Below are 20,671 nucleotides of genomic sequence, written 5' to 3'. Positions count from 1 at the left end.
GATCAAGGCCCGGCGACCAGGGTGACCGCGACCGGGCGGTGGTCGGAGTACGGGACATCGGGGTTGGCCTGGTCTTTTCCGGTGAACCCCGGGGTGACGAGCACATGGTCGATCTGCTCGGCCGGGCCCGCCGAGGACGGGATGGTGTTGAACGGCCTGACCGGGGCGAAGGGGTCGGTCAGGCCCGCTCCGGTCAGCACCCGCCAGGCCGGGTCACCGGGCTGGAGGTTGAGGTCACCGGCCACGATCACCGGGGCGTCGCTCCGCGCGGCGTTCCTGACGATCTCCCCGAGCTGTTCGACCTGGTCGAGCTCGCGCCAGCCCGGCGGGGGCTGCAGGTGGGTGCCGATCACGGTGACGTCCCGGCCCTGCCAGCGCAGCCCGACCTCCAGCGCCTGCGCGCCGGTCGGGCCGCCCTGGACCAGCACGTGGTTCCTTATCGAGGTGATCGGCAGCGTGGTGAGCAGGGCGTCGCCCCACACCTCGTCGGTCGCCGGGGCCCAGATGTAGTGCATGCCCAGCCGCTCGGCGATCAGCCGTACCCCGTCGTGGCCGCCGTTGAGCAGCCAGCCCCTGTCCGCCTCGCTCAGCACCACCACGTGCGGCCTCAGCTCCCTGAGCGCGTCGGCCTGCCGCTCCAGTGAGAGCCTGCCGGACTCGCCGTACCCCATCCTGATGTTGTACGCCGCGATCCGCAGCCCGTCGCCGGGACCCTCCCAGCGGGGCGGGGTGCCCTGCCAGAGGGGAACGGCCGCCACCAGCGCGACCGAGGCCGCGGCGGTCGCGGCGAACCGCCGGTCGTAGGAGCGGCGCGGCAGGCCGGTGCTGCCCGCCACGCCCAGGAACGCGACGACGAGCGCCGCGCAGACCGGCACCCACCCGTTGGACAGGTAGAGATCGTAGGCGGCGTAGTAGCCGAAGACGAACACGACGAACAGCAGCATCCCCCCGGCCGCCGCCAGGCCCCGCCGGGCCGTCCGGTCCCGGCCGAAGGTCGTCGCGGCGTGCGCCAGGCAGGCTCCCAGCGCGACCTGGCCGACGATCTGCGCGACGATCGTCCAGCCGGGCGCCACGCCGTGGACGCCGTCCACGGTGGCCCTGCCCAGTGTGAACGCCACCGCCGAGGCCACCAGGGCGATCGCGGGCGGGAGCGGGCGGCGCAGCACGGGCAGCGCGGCGGGCGCCGCCGACACCACCGCGAACGCCGCCACGATCACGGCGGCGGCCTGCTGCGCGGAGTCGGTCGCCGCCTGGGCGTGCGCGGTGTTGCCGGTGTAGAGGCCCCAGAGCAGCAGGGCGGGGCCGATCGCCAGCCAGGCCCGGGGAGCCCCGGAATACTCCTCGTCCGGAGGTTCTGCCCGGACCGTGAACGCGCAGAAGAGCAGGAGCTCGACCAGCAGCAGCGCCCACGGGACCGCTCCAGGCCGCCACATCAGGTCGATGCCGTCCAGCGCCGCGTGGACCACCGTGGAGGCGGCCAGACCGGTGATCACCCCGCCCATCACGGGCCGGGCGTCCCGGCTGCCCATCGCGGTCGCCACCAGCCAGACCAGCCCGGCCAGCAGGCCCAGGCTGGCCACGTACAGCTGCGGGTCCCCGCCGCCGGTCAGCTGGAGCACGAGCCGGGCCAGGAGCAGCAGGCCCGCGGCGCCGAGGGCGATCAGCGGCGGCCGGACGGACCTGGCCAGCGGGACGGTCAGGAAGGCCAGGACGAACCAGGAGACGGCGTACAGGCCCATCATCTCCGCGGGAGTGCTTCCCGCCCGGCCGAAGAGAGTGATCAGCGACGGCAGGAAGACCCGGAGCACGTCGACGAGCACGACCACGCCGAGGGTCACGTCCAGGCGGATCCGCATGCTCTACCTCCAAAGAACGCGAGCTATCCTCGCCTTCTTCGGGACTCATGACAAGGGCGAGACCTGCCCGGGGCCCTGCCGAGGTGGCTCAGCGGGCCGGAGGTTCCCCGGCCGGGCCTCCGGGGAAAGGGGGGAAGCCGAAAGGATCGGTGGGCGCGGGGGAGCCGTCTCCGGTCGCGGTGGGCGGGGGGCCGGGGGCGCCACCGGGAGGCGGGGCGGGAGGGCCGTCGAGGTGGCGGAACGCCTCGTGCGCCGAGCGGACACTGTCGCGCAGCGCCTGCTCCAGGTGACCGGCGTCCTCGGCCAGCCTCCCTATCTCCGGTACGGCGAAGGCGTCGGCACCGGACTCCGCCAGCAGCTCCTCGTAGCGGGGAAGCCGCGCGCGAAGCGACTCGATCTGGTCGTGGGCACGCAGCGCCCGTTCGGCGTCGGCCACGTGGCCCGCGTAGCGTTCCAGAGCCTCGACCCGTGCGAGCACGGCGGCCTCGCTGGCGGCCAGCGCCCGCTCCAGCGGCGCCATGGCGGCGGCCACCTCCGGCGTGCTGCCGCCGTACACGAACTCGTGGTGATCGTTCCGCAGCGCGGAGAGCTTGGTGAGCAGCCGGGCGATCTCCCACTCCTGCGCGGGGAGCATCACCGAGTTGCGCACGCTGTCGAGCATGCCCATCGCGTTGACCCGCGAGCGCAGGATGTAGTCGATCGCCTGCTGGGTCCGTTCGAGCAGCTGCCCGGCCTTGTAGTCGAAGTCCTCGGCGGGCAGCAGGTAACGGCCCTCGTACCAGCGGGCCTCGCGGTAGAGCTCGTGCTCGATCGTCTCCGGCTCCGCGGGCTCGCGGGCGGCCAGCAGGCCGACGAAGACCACGAAGACGAGCAGCGCGAGCATGAAGAACAGCAGCTGCCCGACGTCGGCGAGGAACATCAGGCACACCAGGAAGAGCGCCGCCACCCCTCCGCCGATGTTCAGGAAGCGTCCGGGCAGGCGCGAGTTGGGCGGCGGGGGCTCGGGACTCCACCCGGCGCGGATGCGCGACAACATCGACGCGTGCCGGCGGAACAGGTCGGCGGTCCGGGGGGGAACTTCAGGATCGACCACCACTCGCCGCACAGGCTCGCCCCTCCGTTCGATCACATTCACATCAGCCGTCGAGATGGCGGAACGCCTCGTGCGCCGAGCGTACGCTCTCGCGGAGCGCCCGCCGGAGCATGTCGGCGTCGTCGCTGAGATATCCGATCTCCGGGCCGGAGAACCTGGCCGCGCCCGTCTCGGCGACGAGCTGCTCGTACTCGGGCAGGTGCGCCCGCAGGGCCTCGATCTGCCCCTGGGAGCGCAGCGCCCGTTCGGCGTCGGCCACGTGGCCCGCGTAGCGTTCCAGGGCCTCGACCCGGGCGAGTACGGCGGCCTCGCTGGCGGCCAGCGCCCGCTCCAGCGGCGCCATGGCCGCGACCACCTCGGGACTCCTGCCACCTCTGGCGAGGTTGCGGTGCTTGGCCCGCAGCGCGGAGAGCTTGGTCAGCAGCCGGGCGATCTCCCACTCCTCGGCGGGGAGCATCACCGAGTTGCGCACGCTGTCGAGCATGCCCATCGCGTTGACCCGCGAGTGCACGATGAAGTCGATCGCCCGCTGGACCCGGCCGAGCAGATGCCTGGCGTCGTGGTCGAAGTCCTCCAGGATCAGGAAGCGCCCCTGCCAGTTCCGAGCGTGCGCGTACAGGAGCCGCTCGACGGAGTCGGCGGGGGAGGGCTTCCTGGCGAGGTAGATCACCCCAAGGATGAAGAGGTATATGCAGGTCAGCGTGGCGAGCGCCAAGATCCCCACGGGGAGCGGAGCGCCGACGACGACCATGCCGCCCGCCGCGAGGGCCAACGTCCCGCCGAAGATCCCCACGAGCACTCCCGGGATCCGGGAGTCGTTCGCGTCCCTGGGCGGGCGTCCGGTGCGGAGGCGATAGAGCAGGGGGCCGTTCCGGCGGAAGAGGTCGGCGACATCCCTGGGCACCTCAGGATCGACCACCACGCGCTGCACAGGCTCGCCCCCTTTGCGGTGTTTCAAGAGCATAGCTATTAACCATGTTTCAGGTCATGCGTCCTTACATGGTGCTCCCTATCATCGAGTATCGCGTGCCAAAAAGATGATCGTAATGATTGTTCGGAGATCGCTCCAGGTGGGAACGGGCCCACTCCGGGGCGGCCGGCTTGGGATGCGGGGCCGTGGCGGGAGACGAGGGGAAGGCGCGGGATGGACAACGGGGTCCGGTGGAGCGACAAGGCCGGGCGGGGACTCCGGACGGGTGACGGAGACGCGAAGACGGCCGGGCTCCGGCCGGGGGACCGTGACGGGCGGGGCGTGGAGCCGTGGAAGAGGACGATCGAGCTGGAACACCGTCTCGCCCTTCTCGCGGCCGTCATCCTCCTCGCGTCCGGCCACGGCCCCAGGGCGTCGCTCAGCCAGGACTCGCTGTACCGGTCGCTGTCGCAGGGGGTGGATCCGGACCTCATCTACCTGGTGGACCTGCCGGGATTCGAACTGGCGGACCTGTCGGCCGGTGTGGTCGGGGACGACGGGTTCGGGGCCACCTACTGGTCGCCGGGTGGGTGCGTAGACCTGAGAGCCCATCACAGCACGTCCGAGGACGCCCGGCTCGCGAGCACGAGGATCATGGGCGCCGAACCGTGGACGGCACCGGTGAGCTGCGAGCGTGACGAGATGGGCCGGTACCGCTCGGGAGGAGGTCGGCACGAGTACGTGGTGCTCCGGGGCGGTCACCTCATCTGGCTGAACTGCCCCGTCGGGCTCGTCGACCGGGCCGCGCTGAAGGCCGCCGTGACCGGTGCGTGGCAGGTGACCTGGAAGGGCCCCCGCACGCCCCCGCCCTCAGACCCCCCGGTACGCCGAGGCGACCTGCCGACCACCGGCGACGGAGCGCCGATCAAGTACAGAGGAGTAGGCGGCTGACCCGGCCCGGACGGGTCGCTTTGGGTCTTACAAGCGAGAAAGGGACCGGTCCGGGCGGTTCGCCTCGGGGTCTTGTGAACCGGAAGCCGACCAGGTTTGGGCAGGTCGCTTCTGATCCCGTGAACCGGAAGGCTGACCAGGCCCGCCCTCACGGGCCGCTTCGCGTTCTACTGCGGCTCGGTGAGGACGTACAGCAGCGCGGCCATGCTGGTGCCGCAGGTGACGTCACCCCTGCCGATCAGGTCGCGGACGTCGGCGAGGGGGACCCACTCGACGCGCTCGGCCTCCCACGTGTCGGTCGGCGGGCCGATGTGGGTGGCGCCGTCGGCGCGGAAGATGTGGTGGACCGAGTCCGAGAGCCCGTTGGACGGCTGGACACGCAGCAGCGGGCGTAACGCCCCCGACCGCCACCCGGTCTCCTCCTCGAACTCCCGCGCGGCGGCCGTCACCGGCTCCTCACCGTCGTCGATCCCGCCGATGGGGATCTCCCAGCCCCACGAGTCGGGGATGAAACGATGCCGCCAGATCAGCAGCACCCGCCGCCGGTCGTCGGTGACGACGGCCCCGGCCCCCGGCGCGGTACGGATCAGCCGGTAGTCCAGGTGCCTGCCGTCGGGAAGCTCCACATCCGCCACCCGGACATCGAGCCACCGGTCGGTGTAGAGAGGTTCTTCGGAGTGGACCTGCCAGCGCATGCGGCGTACTCCCGGTGTGGTCGCCTGATCTCGGCCCCACGCTACAAGGGCGGACGGCCGTCATGGGGCGGTGCCGACATCGGCACCGCGCGGGTCCCTCGGTGCAGGGAGTGTTCGAGACGAGGATGTGGCCGGGCCGGTGGTTCGCCGGGGACGGGCAGTTCCAGCGCGTACCACGGTGATCGTGCCCGCGGCGGCCGTACGGCCTGTTCGCCGTACGGCCGCCGCGGACTCGAACGTTCGACGCCCCCTCCGGGCGCTGTCAGCCGATCTTTTCGCCGTACACGTGGTCGACCGTCATGACCATGAGCACCCTGCGGTCGGAGACCATCACCGATCGGTACTCCTCCCAGTCCGGGTGCTCCCCGGCGGCGACGCGGTAGTAGTCCACCAGCGCCTCGACCTCGGGACCGTGAGGATCGGCCCCCGGCCCGGTGAGGGTCGCCGTACCCTCGGCGGTGGCCCACGCCAGGCCGTCGGGGCTGGTCACCTCCAGCGTGGCTCGTGGGTCCCGGCGCAGGTTCGCCGTCTTGGCACGTCCCTCGGTCATCGAGACGTAGAGGACATTGGCCTCCCGGTCATAGAAGGGCATGACGGGAGAGAGCTGGGGGCGGCCGTCCGACTTGATCGTCGCGAGGACACCGAGCCGACTTTCCGCGAGCAGAGTGCGCGGGGTGAATGGTGTGGCGGTCATGTCCAGGCCCAAGTCGCGACGGGACGCCGGTTATTCCTGGGGATGTGAAGCCGGGAGCCGTTCGTGACATCACTGAGAGCCGAGGGCCAGGTCACCCGGCAAACGCACCGGGAAGGGACCGCCGTGGCCCGTCGCACGGTCGCCCGGCTGAGAATGAGGGCATCGCCGAAGGCGACATCGTTGAGAACATCGACGACGAAGGATGCGAAGAAATGAACGTCGCCGAAGAAACCCCCGCCTTGCTGGCTTCCCTCACGGTCGCAGCGAACGAAGAAACGAACTTGGAGACCACTGAAGGCGAGGTTTCTTCTCCGGTCACCGTGTACCCGCTGATCCTGTCCGAAGACGAGTGGGAGGCGTTCGACGCCGAGACCGTCACCGTCCCCCCGGCCGTCGTCAAGGCCACACCGGTCACGGTGAACCCGGACCTGCCCCGTGGGGTTGAAGCGTTGCGCGCCATGCTCGACGGCACGGCCGCCACACCGAAGCCCGTTGAGATCCCTGTGACCGTAGAGCCTGCCCCGGCCATGCTGGTGGGCGTTGACGCCCTGCGTGCCCTACTGAGCCAGGCAACCCCGAACACCGCCACCGTGGCCCAAGCCACCCCTCCGGTGACTGTGGTCTCTGCGGTGCCTCTGGTCTTCTTCCAGGCCCCGACCTCCGGGGGCATGGCAGCCTAATCCCGCCAGTGCCAGAAGCCCCCGGTGTACACCGGGGGCTTCTGGCACTTAGCTCGTTTCATCCCACTTCGTGGGATAGGCTCCTGCCCAGCTCACGCGAGAGGGATGCCGGTGACTAGCCAAGCCGGGGCTCACGTCCTTCACGGCTGCTCTAGATGCTTTTCCTCTATCGCGTGAGGTATGTCTGTGTTGCTCTTGCTCGCTCGTTTGCATCGCGTTGTGATTGTTGCCTTCGGCATGATCCCTCTTCTGATGATCATTCTTCCCATAGCGGTCGTGTGTCCCGTATTGGCCTTCACGGCTGACGGACGAACCTTCATCCTCGCTTTGGCCGAGAAAGTCATCAAAGCCCTCAAGATCGCCGTAGTAGGGGCTGAACAATAGCCTCTGGCAGGACTCGGCCGATCGGGGAACCGTCCTGAGAAAACTGGCCCTATCGAGGGATTTTTTAGCCCGTCAGGTGGGGTGCGGGCTGAAGGTCGTAGACCTGAACGATCAACTGGGTGGCCAGCGCCCCGGGGATCGACACCTCGTCCTTCAGGCTGATCTCGACGTTGTGTTCGCCCGTGTGGAGCGCTCTGCGGCGCGGGCCGGGCGTGAACATGTCCGCCAGCACGGCGGCGGGTTCGGCGCGGGCGACGGTGCCGACGGCCCAGGAGAGGCGAAGCTGGGGACAGGTGGCCAGCGCTTCGGGAATGCAGGCCCAGCAGGTTGGGGGCGCACTGGTGAGGCCCCCGGTAGGGTCTGCGGGGATCTCGCGGAATGCGCTGTCGGTCATGATCCACGGGATGCGTCCGGTGTCGGGGTCGGTCGCGGCCTGCCCGCAGACCTGGCACAACAGTTCCACCATGCAGCGCCACTGGCGCAGGGTGTTGAGCTTGCGCCACTGCGGCGCCCCCCGCTGATTGTTCAGGACGCGGACCCGCAGAACCCCGTTGACCCGGTCGCCCCGGCGTTCGTCGTCATAGGCGAGCCGTAGCCCGCCCAGCGGGCGGCGCACGAACGTCAGAGGCTGCGGTGCGATTTCGTCGGCATGGGCGATGACGTAGGGGATACGAAGCTGTGTCGGTGCATCGCTGGTCATCCTGTCCCCTTGTCCGGTGCGAGCGACCACGCCACCCGCGCGGCCAGGCACCCCAGCTCAAGGTCTCGGAACGTCGCTGCGTTCACGTCCGCCAGGGCGTCCGCAGAACTGCCCTTGCGACGTGCTTCGAGAGAACTGTCCGGGTTCTCCGTGACGTCGAACTCCGGTATCTCCAGCGTTTCCTTCGGAAGTGCGGCAAGGATCAGATCCACCACCGCCTGAGGCTGGCCGGCGTTGACCTGCTGGCACCCAACCGCAACCGTAGGAAGCGAGACCATGAAGCAACCGGAGCGGTCTCCCACGGTCACCGTCGCTACCTCCCAGCCATCACGGCTGTGGGCGATCAACTCGAAGCGGTCTTCTCGTGGGAACGGGTCCGGTCGATGACCGTAGAGGCGAAGCCCCACACGGTGAATGATCGACGTACGTACCCCTTGTGCTCTAACCAGCCGTGCGAGGTCACTCAACCCTTCGAGGGGTTTTTGCCCGGCAGGGTTTGCTGTCTCGTCGTCCTGGTGCCCCTCCGTGTGGGGCTCTGTCGCTGTCTGTCCGGTCGCCATGCCTCAGACGGTAGGAATCAATCAGCGATGATTCAAGGAAGTTGCTCGCAATTGCCCCAAGCTATTGGCCGGTAAGAACGGGGTGGAAATCCCAAGAACCTACGCCGACAAAGCTTCCATCGTCTGAGTGATGATCCGCCGGGCGTGGGGGCCGTAGCAGGCCACCCTGGTGAACCAGTCGAACAGTCGTGCGTACTGCTCGATCTCGTCCGAGAGGGTCAGCGTCAGCTCTGCCGCGACGGTCTCCACATGAACCGCGCGATCACCGAAGATCCAGAACCCGTGTTGCGGAGCGAAGGGCAACGGGGCGCGCATGGGCACGATGCCCAGCCGAAGGCGGGGCATCATCGTGATGGCCATCAAGCGGTCAAGCTGCCCAAGCATCACGTCAGGGGGTGCCATGCCGAGGCGGAGAGTACTCTCCAAGATCACGAAATGGAACGTCTTGGCAGGGTTGTACAGCACCTCCTGACGGCGCATCCGGGTGGCGACCCCCTCTTCGAGGTCGTTGGGAATCTCGTGGAAGGCGATCACTTGCGACAGGCGCAACCGGGCGTACTCGCCGGTCTGGAGCAGGCCGGGGATGAGAACCGACTCGAAGACGCGGAAGTCGGAGGTTTCTGCCTCCATCTCCGCCCAGCTCTGCTGGCGGGCCTTGGTCCCGAGTTTGAGCTGTCGCCGCCACTCGGCGTAGAGGGTTTCCATGGCTCGCAGGGTGGAGATCAGGTTCGGCGCTTCGTCTGGTCGCTCCACGGCGTCACACCATGCCTGGATGTCCGCCTCTGACGGTGTCTGACGGCCGTTCTCCAGCTTGCTGACCTTGGATGCCTGCCAGCCGTACCGGGCGGCCAGTTGCCGCCCGGTCAGTCTGGCGTCCAGTCGCAGTTCTTTGAGCCGTGCTCCCATCTGCTGACGGGCGCGGTTGACATCACGCACCGGAGGCCACGAACTCCTCAAGGGAGATCGCATGCTCCCATGCGAGATCACGCCACTTGCGATGCTGTTCGACTATGGCCGAATCTGTGATGATCTCCGCGCCCAGAAGAACGTCGTCGGCGTCCAGGTGGAGCAGTGCCAGACGTTCATCGTCGAACAGCCACCAATCCGACCGGGGAAGACCCAGTCGATCGGCCTCACTTCGATCGAGGTAATGAATCCGATCACCAGCGGGGATGCTGTGGCGGGCTACCGCCATGCTGAACCGGGTGTAGTCGGAGAACGGACGTGACACGACGCGGACGCGTCGGAACGTTCGTCCGTGTGCGGCATGGCTGCGCATGAGATCGAACCACTCGCCCATCCACGCCAGGTCGTCGGGTTCACCGGCGAGAAACCGCCGTAGCGGCTCCTCCTCGTCTTTGGCCAGGTGGTAGCGCTCTCGCGTCTCCAGGCGGAACGCGGACACGTCGAAGGAGGAGAACAACCTCGCGAACTCGTCGCCGGATACAAGACCCATGCTGATCACCCTAGGAACTCGAACAACTCCTTGGGAACCTCTACGAACGCCTCCCCGGTAAGGATGTCCCTGGCCTCTGCCAGCGTCGCGGGGTCGGTTACCTGCTTGCCCTGGATGACCAAGGTCCCGCGATCGGTCTCGTAGATTGTGGGGCATCCGCCTTGGTTGGACGTACTACCGACGAACCGTAGCCGCATGTTCTTCTCCTTAGCGGAAGTTGCTAGCGTTTCTCGGGTTGGTTCGGATGTTCCGCCGGATGTGAATGCCAGTCAAGCCCTTTCGGAGAATGCGCAAGCCGGTTGGCGTCATCACGGGTCGGCACAACGTCAGCACCGAGACGGGAAACAACGCCGATCAACGGCAACCAGCCAGAGAAAGCAGAAGGCCGCCAAGGCCCCTGAGTTGGGACTTTGGCGGCCGTTTGATCTGGTCAGCCCATAGGTGCTATGGGCGGTGGTGGACGATACAGGGATTGAACCTGTGACCTCTTCCGTGTCAGGGAAGCGCTCTCCCGCTGAGCTAATCGTCCTCGGGTTAATCAGAGCGGAAGACGGGATTCGAACCCGCGACCCTCACCTTGGCAAGGTGATGCTCTACCACTGAGCCACTTCCGCGTATTCGCTTCGGGTTTCCCCTCGGCGCTCGCACTACTTTACCGGATCCCGGAGGGTCCGATGGTCGTGCGTTGAGGTGGAGACGGGATTTGAACCCGTGTAGACGGCTTTGCAGGCCGTTGCCTCGCCTCTCGGCCACTCCACCGGTCAGGTCCCTGGGGACCCGCCGGAGCGGAAGACGGGATTCGAACCCGCGACCCTCACCTTGGCAAGGTGATGCTCTACCACTGAGCCACTTCCGCGTGACCCCGGGAAACGGCTCCGGGGCACGGGAAAACTCTAGCGCCTCCGCAGGGCGGATGTGCGCAACGAGCCGAGCCGCCGAAGATCTTCACCTGGTGACCGGCTGGACGTCGGAGGCCCGGACGAACATGATCCGGTGCCCGAACTGGATCTGCCGGTAGCGGACGTCGCCCGTGACGACGCGGTGGTCGGACGGGTCGAAGGCGGACGCCCTGAGGTACGAGGCCCGTGTCGTCGGGCCGGAGCTGTACACCTGCCCGGCGGGGATCGAGTACTGCAGCGGGATCAGGTCCTGCACGGGAACGCCCCCCGGGTAGGCGGGCGCCTTCGGGTAGGCCCTGCCGTACACCTTGATCGGGGAACGGCCCGGCCTGGGCGTCACCAGGGGCCCGGACGCGTGTACGGAGGTGGGGGCCGCGGCCGGGTCGTGGAACCACGCCTTCTGGCCGAGGTACCAGATCGCGGTCCAGTCGCCCCTGCGCTCGGCGAGCGCGTACCGCTGGCCGGTGGAGGCGCGGGCGGCGTGGTCGTAGACGCTGTACGTGGAGTCGCCGGTGGGGTGCTTGCCGACGTCCCTGACCAGTGGCGCGGTGACGAAGGGGCGCGTGCGCAGCCAGACCGAGGCGGCGCCCAGGTTGCGGCACCCCCCGGTACAGCCGGTGAACCCCGGCCTGTTGGTGCCGTAGTCGGGCCTGATCAGCACCGAGCGCGCGTCCTCGCCGCCCGAGGCGCGCAGCGGCCTGCCGAGCAGCTCGAAGTAGTGGGCCCAGTCCCAGTAGGGGCCGGGGTCCTCGTGCATGCCGCCCACGGTCTCCGGGGTGGTGCCCGGCACGTTGTCGTGCCCCAGGATGTGCGCGCGGTCGAGGGGGATGTCGTACTTGGCCGCGAGGTGGCGGACCAGTCTGGCCGACGCCAGGTACATCGCCTCGGTGAACCAGGCGCCGCCCCTGGCCAGGTAGCCCTCGTGCTCCAGGCCGATGGAGCGGGAGTTGACGTACCAGTTTCCCGCGTGCCAGCCGATGTCCCTGGCCCGCAGGTGCTGGGCGATGTGGCCGTCGGCGGAGCGGATGGTGAAGTGCCAGCTCAGGTATTCGGGGTTCTTGACCAGGCGGGTCATGGCGTCGTAGCTCGTCTCCCCGTCGTGGATCACGATGTAGTCGATCTTCCGGGGGCCGTCCGAGCGGTCGTGGTTGCCGTACCCGCCGCCCGGGAGCCGCTTGTAGGCGGCCGGGAGCCACTCGCAGGAGACGCTCCTCGGGCAGTCAGGCCCCGGTACGGGAGCGGGAGCGGGGGCGGGCCGCTTGGCGAGCGCCATGGGGATCTTCTTGACGGGAGCGGGTGTGGGGGTGGAGGTGGAGGTGGGCGCCGGGGTCGGGGTCGGGACGGGCTTCACGGTGGGTGCGGTCGTGGGCGCGGTGGTGGGCTCTGTGGCACGTACGGTGCGCGGGGAGGCGGGGACGAGGGGGCGGTGCCGTGCCGCCGAGGGGGGCGGCGCGGGAGACGGCCTGGAGGGCGAGGCGCGTCGTTCCGAGGGGGACGATGCTCGCGGTCCGGACGGTTCGGACGGCCCGGAGGGTTCGGACGGCCCTGACGGCTCGGAGGGTGCGGAGGATCTTGGTTGGTCGGATGACGCGGACGGCCCGGAGGGTCCTCCTGGTCGTCCAGACGGTCTAAGTGATCCGGACAGGTCCGGGGTGGCGGGGAGGATTACCCGTTCGCCGTCGTCGGTCACCCGGGCGGCGCCGGTCCTGATCGTCGCGTAGACCTCGTCGGCGAAGGACAGTGCGGCCTCCTTGCCCGCCGCGCCCTTCTCCCAGGTGCCGGGGTAGCGGGCCACGGCGTCGTACCAGCTCGCCGGGTCGTCGCGCGGGCCCCCGCCGGTACGGCGCCGGTGGTCGGCGAGCAGCGCGGCACCGCCCATGATGTTGGCGGAGGCGTCCTCGCGTAGCCGGTCGGGGGGCAGGCCGGTCAGCTCCGAGGCCCGTCGCAGGGTGTCCTCCGGCGGGTCCGAGGCCATGGGCGGAAGGGCGATCACGCGGGGCCGGGTCTCGTCGCCGCGCGGGTCCTCCCCGGCACCGTGGGGCCTGCCGGGCTCGGCGCGGCCGTCGACCAGGTGCATCGGGCCGTACCCGGCGGAGACGCTGGGCAGCCCGTCGTGGCCCTCCCAGCGGGACTCCAGGTAGGAGACCGCGAGCAGCACGCTCTCCGGCACCCCGTACGTCCGTGCCGCCTCGGTGAAGGCGGCCTGCCTGCCGGACCGCGCCCCTGTCGCTGTCGTCGTGCCGGGTGGTGTCGCGGTCCCGGAGAGGTGGGGGAGCGGAGCCGGACGGTTCCCGGGACGCGCCTCCCCTGTCATGGTCGTCGTGCCGGGTGGTCTCGCGGTTCCGGAGAGGTGTGGGAGCCGCGTCGGGAGGTTCCCGGGACGCGCCGCCTCCGCTGTCGCTGTGCCGGGTGGTCTCGTGGTTCCGGAGAGGTGCGGGAGCCGTGCCGGATGGTTCCCGGGGCGCGCCGCTTCCGCGGGGACGACCGAGGCCAGGACGGCGAGAGCGGTGACGACGGTGACCCTCGGCAGGCGGCGCATAGCGGTTCCTCCCCCTCTGATAACTACCTAGAGTTATCAGAGATTGCCGATTGTCGCGCATTGCGACGGGGTTGAGATGTTGAAGAGATTCTCTGCCCGAAATCGGGCAGGAAACTTGGTGTGTTCTCTCCCGGATGCGTATGGTCCTGCTCTGTGTCCACGGCACGGAATCCGCACGAGGATCTGATCACCCACCTGACCCGGACGAGCGCGCTCGGGCCGGGTGAGGCGGCACGGGTCGTCGCGGACGTGCTGGCCTATTTCTCGGAGCCCGTCGACGAGTTCGTCCGGCGGCGCCACGCGGAGCTCAAGGCCAGGGGGCTGGTCAACGACGAGATCTTCCCCAGGGTCGCCGCCGAGCTGGCGGTACGCCGTGTCGCGGCCCCCGAACTCTCCCTGCGGCAGCTTCGCCGGATCGTCTACGGGTAGCGGACGACGGCACCTCGATCGTTTACGGACAAGGAGTGGTTACATGTGCGGAATCGTGGCCTACGTAGGGCCCAAGGACGCGGCGCCCATCCTGCTGGAGGGCCTGCAGCGTCTTGAGTACCGGGGCTACGACTCGGCCGGTGTGGTGATCTCCAACAAGGGCCTCAAGATGCGCAAGGTCAAGGGCCGGGTGGCCGACCTGGCGGCGGTCGTGCCCGCGCGGTTCAAGGGTGGCCTGGGCATCGGCCACACCCGCTGGGCCACCCACGGCGCGCCCAGCGACGTCAACGCCCACCCGCACCTGTCCACCGACGAGCGCATCGCCATCGTGCACAACGGCATCATCGAGAACGCCGACGAGCTGCGCGCCAAGCTGGAGGCCGACGGTGCGATCTTCCTGTCGGAGACCGACACCGAGGTGCTGTCACACCTGATCGCCCGTACGGTCAAGGAGGCCGACTCGCTGGAGGAGGCCGTCAGGACCGCGCTCAAGCGGGTCGTCGGCACGTACGGGATCGCGGTGATCGACTCCGAGCGCCCCGGCGAGGTGGTCGTGGCCCGCAACGGCAGTCCCATCGTGCTGGGCATCGGCGAGAAGGAGATGTTCGCCGCGTCCGACGTCGCCGCGCTGGTCCGCTACACGCGCCAGGTGGTTCACCTGGAGGACGGCGAGATCGCCGTGCTGCGGGCCGACGGGTTCAACACCTTCGCCAGCGACGCGCGGGAGACGGCCAAGGAGACGCTGACCGTCGACTGGGAGGCCGGGCACTACGACACCGGCGGCTACGAGCACTACCTGCTCAAGGAGATCTCCGAGCAGCCCGACACGGTGGCCAGGACGCTGCGCGGGCGGCTGGACGACCGCTTCCACATCGCCCACCTGGGCGGTCTCAACATGGACGCGCGGGAGACCCGTTCGTTCCGCCGGGTGAAGATCATCGGCTGCGGTTCCGCGTACTACTCGGGCCAGATCGGCGCGCAGCTCATCGAGGAGCTGGCGCGCATCCCGGCCGACGCGGAGCCGGCCAGCGAGTTCCGCTACCGCAGCCCGGTGGTGGAGGCCGACACCCTCTACGTGGCGATCAGCCAGTCGGGGGAGACCTACGACACCCTCGCCGCCGTCCAGGAGCTCAAGCGCAAGGGCGGCAGGGTGCTCGGCATCGTCAACACCGTGGGCAGCGCGATCGCCCGCGAGTGCGACGGCGGCGTCTACCTGCACGCGGGTCCCGAGGTGTCGGTGGCGAGCACCAAGGCGTTCACCTCGACCGCCGTGGCCTTCGCGCTGCTCGCGCTGCACCTGGGCCGGGTGCGTGACCTGTCTCCCGCCGACGGCCGCAGGATCTGCGACGGCCTGCGGAGGCTGCCGGACCAGATCAAGGAGATCCTGGCGCTGGAGCCGCAGATCAAGGAGCTGGCCGGTAAGTACGCCGAGTCGCCGAGCATGATGTTCGTGGGCCGGGTCAGGGGCTACCCGGTGGCCCGCGAGGGTGCGCAGAAGCTCAAGGAGATCTCGTACGTGCACGCCGAGGCGTACCCGGCCAGCGAGCTCAAGCACGGGCCGCTGGCGCTGATCGGCCCGGACATGCCGACGGTGGCGATCGTCCCCGACGACGAGCTGCTGGACAAGAACCTCACCACGCTGGGCGAGATCCGCGCCAGGGGCGGCCGGGTGCTCATGGTGGGCCACCGCGCGGCCGATCCCAAGCTGGCCGACGACTGCGTCGTGGTGCCCAGGAACGAGACCGAGCTGGACCCGATCCTGCTCTCGATCCCGCTCCAGCTCTTCGCCTACCATGCCGCCGTGGCGCTGGGACGGGACGTCGACAAGCCCAGGAACCTCGCCAAGAGCGTCACGGTGGAGTGACTTCCTGGCTCATGTCCGGGTACGGGCGGGAGTTCCGGCATACCCCACTTCATCACAGAAGGTGATGAAGCAGTAACCTCAAGTATGGGGGGTTCTTGGGGGAAGGGGCGCTTATGCGCCGTAGGGGGTTTTTCGCACTGGCGGCGGGGGCCGTGGTCGCCGCGGGGTGCGACGCGACCGGCGGCGCCGATCCGGCGGTGAAGCGCCTGTCCGTCCTCGAACCGAGCGCCGACGGCCACGGCTGGGACGGGATCGCGGGCAGGCTGGCGACCGTTCTGGTCCAGTCGGGGCTGGCGCGTACCGCTATGGCCGTCGAGCGGACGGGGGCCCTGGGATCCGCCCCGCGCGACGCGTTCGGCGTCTTCCAGGGCCCCTTCGCCCGCGAGGGCAGGCTGCTCGTCACCGCGATGCCGATGGTGGCCGCCGCGGAGATCGCCAACACCGTCCCCGTGGTGAACGCCTCCACCCCCCTCGCCCGCCTGGTCGGCGACTGGGCGGTCCTGGTCGTCCCCTCCGGCTCCAGCCTGCGCACCTTCGAGGAGTTCGTCGCGCGGCTGCGCCGGAACCCGGCGGGGCTGACGGTCGGCGGCCGGTTGGAGGGCGGCTCCGACCACGTGCTCTACGGCATGATCGGCAAATGCCTCGGGGTGGACACCCGGCTGCTGGAGTACGCCGGATACCTCGCCCCCGAGGACGCCGCCGAGGCGCTCCAGGCCGGAGGGGTGGCGGCCCTGCTGGGATCGGCGCGCGCCCTGCGGTCCGAGATCGTCGCGGGCCGTCTGCGGCCCCTGGTGGTCTCCTCCGGCACCCGGATCGACGGGATCGACGCGCCGACGCTCATGGAGGTCGACGTCCGCCTGGAGTACAGCGACTGGTGCGGCCTGCTGGGCCCCAAGGACATGAGCCCGGGGGACCGGGACGCCGCGATCGCCCTGTGTGACAGGATCGACGCCGCGCCGCGCTGGCGTTCCCTGTGCGCGTCCCACGGATGGAGCCGGGTCTATCTCAGCGGCGACGAGTTCCGCCAGTGGCTCTTCACCGAGACGGCCCGTACTCGCGGTGTGCTGCACGAGCTCGGGCTGTTGAAGTCCTCCGCCACAACCTGTTGGGGTAGTTGCGTCAGGCGCCCCTAGATGTAGGATCCTGCTCGTTGCTGGTTCGCCCCGCGAGGGGCGAGGCAAGAGGGAACCCGGTGAGACTCCGGGACTGCCCCGCAGCGGTGAGCGGGAACGAAAGCCGTCATTGAGCACTGGGCGAACCATGCCTGGGAAGCGACGGCCGGTAGGCGTGTGTAGTGCGCCCGTGAGTCCGAAGACCTGCCGGTGACGTGATTGTCCAGGGCCTCGTGGGAGGGCCCGCGGAACGAGGCGATCCGGCGTGCCCGGGATCGCTCGCGGACGCGTGCCCATCCGGCGGAGCCGTACGGGGAAGTCCGATCGAGCGAGGGGCACTACGTGACACAGGCATTGGCGGAGACCGCGACGGGGAGCACGGCGGCGACCGCGATGGACAAGGGTGTCGTCGGGAGCGCGGAAAGCGCGGGGAGTGCCGGGAACGCGGTGACGGCCGCGATGGACAACGGTGTCGTCGGGAGCGCGGTGGCGACCGCGACGGGGAACGGTGTCGTCGGGAGCGCGGGGAAAGCCGGGAACACCGGAAACGCAGGGAACACCGGAAACGCAGGGAACGCCGGGAACGCCGGAAGTGTGGCGGATGGGCGCAGGCTGGCCATCGACGAGGCCGCCGCCAGGGTGATCACCGATCCCGAGAACTCCAGGCTCGCCGCCGCGATGCTGGCCGAGCTGATCGCCGACGAGGCCGCCGAGCACGGTGTCCGCCGGTTCTCCGAGTCCGTCGCCGCGACCCACGAGGCGGGGCTGGTCCAGGACGGGCTCGCGGAGTTCGTGGCCGCCCACGCCGGAGTCCTGGACGCGCTGGTCGATCCGGAGGCCGACGCCAGGTTCGAGTACTTCGGGCTGCGTACCGTCTACGACCGCTACCTGCTGCGCCACCCGCGGACCCGCAAGGTCCTGGAGCGCCCGCAGCACTTCTTCCTCCGGGTGGCCTGCGGCCTGTCCGAGACCGTCGAGGAGGCCGCCGAGCTGTACGCGCTCATGGCCACCCTGTCCTACCTGCCCAGCTCGCCCACGCTGTTCAACTCCGGTTCCCGCAGGCCCCAGCTCTCCTCGTGCTTCCTGCTCGACTCGCCCCGCGACGAGCTGGAGTCCATCTACGAGCGCTACGGGCAGGTCGCGCGGCTGTCGAAGTACGCGGGGGGCATCGGGATCGCCTGGACCAGGGTCCGCTCGCGGGGCTCGCTGATCCGGGGCACCAACGGCCACTCCAACGGCATCGTGCCCTGGCTGCGCACGCTCGACTCCAGCGTCGCCGCGGTCAACCAGGGAGGCCGCCGCAAGGGCGCGGCCTGCGTCTACCTGGAGCCCTGGCACGCCGACGTCGAGGAGTTCCTGGAGCTGCGCGACAACACCGGCGAGGAGGCCCGCCGCACGCACAACCTGAACCTGGCCAACTGGATCCCCGACGAGTTCATGCGCCGGGTCGAGGCCGACGGCGTCTGGTCGCTGTTCGACCCCAAGGAGGTCCCGCACCTCACCGACCTGTACGGCTCCGCGTTCGACGACGCCTACCGGGCCGCCGAGGCCGAGGGCCGCTTCACCGGGCAGATCCCCGCCCGCACCCTGTACGGGCGGATGATGCGCACGCTCGCCCAGACCGGCAACGGCTGGATGACCTTCAAGGACGCGGCCAACCGGACCTCCAACCAGACGGCCAGGCCGGAGAACGTCATCCACCTGTCGAACCTCTGCACCGAGATCCTTGAGGTCACCGGCGACGCGGAGACCGCCGTCTGCAACCTCGGCTCGATCAACCTCGCCGCCCACCTTTCTACGCTCGCGGGGGAGACCGTCGACTGGGCCCGGTTGCGCGCGACCGTCCGTACCGCCGTGCGCTTCCTCGACCGCACCATCGACCTGGGCTTCTACCCGACCCCCGAGGCGGAGGCGGCCAACCGGAAGTGGCGCCCGATCGGGCTCGGCGTGATGGGCCTGGCCGACGTGCTGTTCACGCTGCGGCTGCCGTTCGACTCGCCGCGCGCCCTGGAGCTGTCCACCAGGATCTCCGAGGAGATCGCGCTCGCCGCCTACCGGACCTCCTCCGACCTGGCCGTGGAGCGGGGCCGCCATCCCTCGTACGAGGACACGAGGGCCGCCGCCGGGGTGCTGCACCCCGACCACTACGGGGCGGCGGGGTCTGCGGAGTGGGCGGAGATCAGGGAGCGGGTCGCGGCGACCGGCCTGCGCAACTCGCTGATGATCGCGATCGCGCCGACGGCCACGATCGCCTCCATCGCGGGCTGCTACGAGTGCATCGAGCCGCAGGTCTCCAACGTCTTCAAGCGCGAGACCCTCTCAGGGGAGTTTCTCCAGGTCAACCGCTATCTCGTCCGCGACCTCCAGGCCCGTGGGCTGTGGACCCCGCTGATCCGCGACGCGATCAAGCGCGCCGACGGCTCCGTCCAGGACATCCCGGAGATCCCCGCCGACCTGAAGGCGCTCTACCGGACCGCCTGGGAGCTTCCGCAGAAGGCGCTGATCGACCTGGCCGCCGCGCGCACCCCGTACATCGACCAGTCGCAGTCGCTGAACCTCTTCATGGCCACGCCGACCATCGGCAAGCTCTCCTCGATGTACGCCTACGCATGGAAGTCGGGCCTCAAGACCACCTACTACCTGCGCTCGCGCCCGGCGACCCGGATCGCGCAGGCCACCGTGGCGGCGCCGGTGGAGCGGGCCGCCCTCGACCCCGAGGCCGTCGCCTGCTCCCTGGAGAACCCCGAGTACTGCGACGCCTGCCAGTAGCCGTCCCGGTTCCTTCGCAGGGTTTTTCGAAAGCTTTGAGAAAGGCAGTATCCCGATGTTGCTCGATCCCGGCATGGATCTCACCCTGCGGCCGATGCGCTACCCCGAGTTCTACGAGCGCTACCGGGCCGCGATCCGCAACACCTGGACCGTCGAGGAGGTGGACCTCACCTCCGACCTGGCGGACCTGGCGAGGATGACGCCCGAGGAGCGCCACCTGATCAACCGCCTCGTGGCGTTCTTCGCCACCGGGGACTCGATCGTGGCCAACAACCTCGTCCTCAACCTCTACCAGCACCTCAACGCCCCCGAGGCGCGCCTGTATCTCAGCAGGCAGCTGTTCGAGGAGGCCGTGCACGTCCAGTTCTACCTGACCCTGCTGGACACCTACCTGCCCGATCCCGACGAGCGGGTCAAGGCCTTCGCCGCGGTCGAGCACATCCCCTCGATCCGGGACAAGGCGGAGTTCTGCTTCCGCTGGATCGACTCGCTCGGCGGGCTGACCCGGCTGGAGACGCGGGAGGACCGGCGGGCGTTCCTGCTCAACCTGATCTGCTTCGCGGCGTGCATCGAGGGGCTGTTCTTCTACGGGGCCTTCGCCTACGTCTACTGGTTCCGCTCCCGGGGCCTGCTCAGCGGCCTGGCCACCGGGACGAACTGGGTGTTCCGCGACGAGTCCATGCACATGGAGTTCGCCTTCGGCGTCGTGGAGACCGTACGGGCCGAGGAGCCCGAGCTGTTCGACGACAAGCTCGCCGAGCAGGTGACCCGGATGATCGAGGAGGCGGTGGCGGCCGAGCTGGCCTTCGCGGCCGACCTGTGCGGGGACGGCCTGCTCGGGATGAGCGTGGACCAGATGCGCGGGTATCTGGAGTACGTGGCCGACCAGCGCCTGGTCAGGCTCAGGATGCCCGTCCGGTACGGCACGGCCAACCCGTTCGCGTTCATGGAGTTGCAGGACGTGCAGGAGCTGGCCAACTTCTTCGAACGACGGGTTTCGGCTTACCAGATAGCCGTCGAAGGGAATGTCACATTCGACGAATCCTTCTGATTAGCTGGTGATCCAGGCAAGAGAACGAC

Annotated in this window: 19 protein-coding genes, 4 tRNA genes and 1 riboswitch; of the genes, 8 read left to right on the top strand and 15 right to left on the bottom strand. The window is 69.3% G+C overall.

The window, feature by feature from the left end; all coding sequences use genetic code 11:
* Positions 1–2 precede the first annotated feature (2 nt).
* The 3 genes from ACW9TB_RS13925 to ACW9TB_RS13915 form a co-directional block, all read right to left on the bottom strand.
* Positions 3–1,856 carry an endonuclease/exonuclease/phosphatase family protein gene (locus tag ACW9TB_RS13925; protein ID WP_472748407.1) on the bottom strand — a complete coding sequence of 618 codons (1,854 nt, stop codon included), beginning with the start codon at positions 1,854–1,856 and terminating at the stop codon, positions 3–5.
* 88 nt (positions 1,857–1,944) lie between these two features.
* Complete coding sequence (locus tag ACW9TB_RS13920; protein WP_472748406.1) at positions 1,945–2,961, bottom strand: hypothetical protein; 1,017 nt, start codon at positions 2,959–2,961, stop codon at positions 1,945–1,947.
* Between the two features lie 31 nt (positions 2,962–2,992).
* Positions 2,993–3,880: a hypothetical protein gene (locus ACW9TB_RS13915; RefSeq protein ID WP_472748405.1), complete on the bottom strand. Its 888-nt coding sequence runs from the start codon at positions 3,878–3,880 to the stop codon at positions 2,993–2,995.
* A 213-nt stretch (positions 3,881–4,093) separates the two neighbouring features.
* Here ACW9TB_RS13915 and ACW9TB_RS13910 point away from each other — a divergent pair, with 213 nt between their 5' ends.
* On the top strand, positions 4,094–4,810 hold the full coding sequence (locus ACW9TB_RS13910) for a hypothetical protein (RefSeq protein ID WP_472748404.1): 717 nt from the start codon (positions 4,094–4,096) through the stop codon (positions 4,808–4,810).
* Between the two features lie 167 nt (positions 4,811–4,977).
* On the opposite strand, the gene ACW9TB_RS13905 is transcribed toward ACW9TB_RS13910, so the two are convergent.
* Together ACW9TB_RS13905 and ACW9TB_RS13900 are read right to left on the bottom strand one after the other, a co-directional pair.
* On the bottom strand, positions 4,978–5,505 hold the full coding sequence (locus ACW9TB_RS13905) for an NUDIX domain-containing protein (protein ID WP_472748403.1): 528 nt from the start codon (positions 5,503–5,505) through the stop codon (positions 4,978–4,980).
* A 262-nt stretch (positions 5,506–5,767) separates the two neighbouring features.
* Positions 5,768–6,199: a PPOX class F420-dependent oxidoreductase gene (locus ACW9TB_RS13900; RefSeq protein WP_472748402.1), complete on the bottom strand. Its 432-nt coding sequence runs from the start codon at positions 6,197–6,199 to the stop codon at positions 5,768–5,770.
* 212 nt (positions 6,200–6,411) lie between these two features.
* On the opposite strand from ACW9TB_RS13900, the gene ACW9TB_RS13895 reads away from it, so the two are divergent.
* Together ACW9TB_RS13895 and ACW9TB_RS13890 are read left to right on the top strand one after the other, a co-directional pair.
* Positions 6,412–6,879 (top strand): hypothetical protein, encoded by a 468-nt coding sequence (locus ACW9TB_RS13895; protein WP_472748401.1) that lies wholly within the window; start codon positions 6,412–6,414, stop codon positions 6,877–6,879.
* A gap of 180 nt (positions 6,880–7,059) precedes the next feature.
* The gene (locus ACW9TB_RS13890) at positions 7,060–7,263 is read left to right on the top strand and encodes a hypothetical protein (protein ID WP_472748400.1); all 204 of its coding nucleotides are present in this window, start codon (positions 7,060–7,062) and stop codon (positions 7,261–7,263) included.
* Between the two features lie 64 nt (positions 7,264–7,327).
* Here the strand turns inward: ACW9TB_RS13890 and ACW9TB_RS13885 are convergent, their stop codons facing one another.
* The 10 genes from ACW9TB_RS13885 to ACW9TB_RS13840 all read right to left on the bottom strand — a co-directional run bounded on the left by ACW9TB_RS13885 (position 7,328) and on the right by ACW9TB_RS13840 (position 13,192).
* Positions 7,328–7,963 carry a hypothetical protein gene (locus tag ACW9TB_RS13885; protein ID WP_472748399.1) on the bottom strand — a complete coding sequence of 212 codons (636 nt, stop codon included), beginning with the start codon at positions 7,961–7,963 and terminating at the stop codon, positions 7,328–7,330.
* Positions 7,960–8,523, bottom strand: coding sequence for a hypothetical protein (locus ACW9TB_RS13880; protein WP_472748398.1), 564 nt, complete (start codon positions 8,521–8,523; stop codon positions 7,960–7,962). The genes ACW9TB_RS13885 and ACW9TB_RS13880 overlap by 4 nt, the downstream gene beginning before the upstream one ends.
* A 99-nt stretch (positions 8,524–8,622) precedes the next feature.
* The gene (locus tag ACW9TB_RS13875; protein WP_472748397.1) at positions 8,623–9,459 is read right to left on the bottom strand and encodes a helix-turn-helix domain-containing protein; all 837 of its coding nucleotides are present in this window, start codon (positions 9,457–9,459) and stop codon (positions 8,623–8,625) included.
* A complete protein-coding gene (locus tag ACW9TB_RS13870; protein ID WP_472748396.1) occupies positions 9,452–9,979 on the bottom strand; it encodes a DUF6879 family protein in 528 nt (175 codons plus the stop codon). Before ACW9TB_RS13870 ends, ACW9TB_RS13875 begins: the two co-directional genes overlap by 8 nt.
* Before the next feature lie 5 nt (positions 9,980–9,984).
* The gene (locus tag ACW9TB_RS13865) at positions 9,985–10,176 is read right to left on the bottom strand and encodes a hypothetical protein (RefSeq protein WP_386263656.1); all 192 of its coding nucleotides are present in this window, start codon (positions 10,174–10,176) and stop codon (positions 9,985–9,987) included.
* 257 nt (positions 10,177–10,433) lie between these two features.
* Positions 10,434–10,508: transfer RNA gene (locus tag ACW9TB_RS13860), tRNA-Val, on the bottom strand.
* Between the two features lie 13 nt (positions 10,509–10,521).
* A tRNA-Gly gene (locus ACW9TB_RS13855) sits at positions 10,522–10,593 on the bottom strand.
* A 74-nt stretch (positions 10,594–10,667) separates the two neighbouring features.
* Positions 10,668–10,738 (bottom strand) — tRNA-Cys (locus tag ACW9TB_RS13850).
* A gap of 25 nt (positions 10,739–10,763) precedes the next feature.
* Positions 10,764–10,835: transfer RNA gene (locus ACW9TB_RS13845), tRNA-Gly, on the bottom strand.
* An 89-nt stretch (positions 10,836–10,924) separates the two neighbouring features.
* Positions 10,925–13,192: an N-acetylmuramoyl-L-alanine amidase gene (locus ACW9TB_RS13840; RefSeq protein WP_472748395.1), complete on the bottom strand. Its 2,268-nt coding sequence runs from the start codon at positions 13,190–13,192 to the stop codon at positions 10,925–10,927.
* A gap of 378 nt (positions 13,193–13,570) precedes the next feature.
* Here ACW9TB_RS13840 and ACW9TB_RS13835 point away from each other — a divergent pair, with 378 nt between their 5' ends.
* The 5 genes from ACW9TB_RS13835 (at position 13,571) to ACW9TB_RS13815 (ending at position 20,642) form a co-directional block, all read left to right on the top strand.
* Positions 13,571–13,846 carry a hypothetical protein gene (locus tag ACW9TB_RS13835; RefSeq protein ID WP_344743159.1) on the top strand — a complete coding sequence of 92 codons (276 nt, stop codon included), beginning with the start codon at positions 13,571–13,573 and terminating at the stop codon, positions 13,844–13,846.
* A gap of 43 nt (positions 13,847–13,889) precedes the next feature.
* Positions 13,890–15,710, top strand: a complete 1,821-nt coding sequence (glmS, locus tag ACW9TB_RS13830) for a glutamine--fructose-6-phosphate transaminase (isomerizing) (protein WP_472748394.1) — start codon at positions 13,890–13,892, stop codon at positions 15,708–15,710.
* A 113-nt stretch (positions 15,711–15,823) separates the two neighbouring features.
* Positions 15,824–16,843: a Bug family tripartite tricarboxylate transporter substrate binding protein gene (locus ACW9TB_RS13825; protein WP_472748393.1), complete on the top strand. Its 1,020-nt coding sequence runs from the start codon at positions 15,824–15,826 to the stop codon at positions 16,841–16,843.
* Between the two features lie 4 nt (positions 16,844–16,847).
* A riboswitch (cobalamin riboswitch) is annotated at positions 16,848–17,048 on the top strand.
* A gap of 116 nt (positions 17,049–17,164) precedes the next feature.
* The gene (locus ACW9TB_RS13820) at positions 17,165–19,591 is read left to right on the top strand and encodes a ribonucleoside-diphosphate reductase subunit alpha (protein WP_472748392.1); all 2,427 of its coding nucleotides are present in this window, start codon (positions 17,165–17,167) and stop codon (positions 19,589–19,591) included.
* Between the two features lie 55 nt (positions 19,592–19,646).
* Entirely contained in the window at positions 19,647–20,642 is a 996-nt protein-coding gene (locus ACW9TB_RS13815) for a ribonucleotide-diphosphate reductase subunit beta (RefSeq protein WP_472748391.1), read from the top strand.
* Positions 20,643–20,671 lie beyond the last annotated feature (29 nt).

This window comes from Streptosporangium sp. H13245 (genome assembly GCF_055690525.1).
Note: the sequence above shows the minus strand (reverse complement) of the source record. Positions and strands in the feature narration are given on the sequence as shown.